Genomic DNA, 544 nt, shown 5'->3' on the forward strand with positions numbered 1-544 from the left:
AGCGCGAGCGCCGCCGCGGCGAGCAGCCGCAGTCGCTCGGCACGGAGGAAGCCGCGCACGCGGCGGGTCGACCGCGCCCGCTCGGTCGAGCGCCGCTCCGCGGCCGCCGCACGGACCCCGCGGGCGCGGGCATGGCGCAACTGCCGGTCCGCGCGGTTCATCTCGCCTCCTCCGGGCGGCGGTAGGCGTCCCACGACGCCGGATCGGCGGCGCGCGTCGGCGTCTCCTCCGCGTCCGGGTTCTCCTCGCCCCGGTCGTCCACGTCGGGTGCCTCACCGGCCGACTCCCGCGAGGACGCCCCCGCCTGCTCCGAGCGGGTCGGTGCTGCGGGTGCGAGCGAGTACCGACCCGCATCGCCGACCCACTCGGCGGAAAGGACGGTAGCGGCGGTGCCGGTGGTGCCGGTGGTGCCGGTGCCGGTGCCGGCGGTGGTGGCGGAGACGGCATCGGGTGCGCCGGCCGGCAGGCCGCGGGTCGCGAGGAGCACGGCGCCGGCCGCCGCGGCGAGCGCGACGACGAGCAGATTCGAGGAGCACGTGCTTGA

General features: G+C 78.5%; 1 pseudogene. It reads right to left on the minus strand.

What is annotated here, in order from left to right:
- Window positions 1-157 precede the first annotated feature (157 nt).
- Window positions 158-544, minus strand: a pseudogene (locus GB864_RS18065) (hypothetical protein); the annotation flags it as partial.

The sequence above is a fragment of the Agromyces seonyuensis genome, assembly GCF_009789225.1.
Classification (GTDB): Bacteria; Actinomycetota; Actinomycetes; order Actinomycetales; family Microbacteriaceae; genus Agromyces; species Agromyces seonyuensis.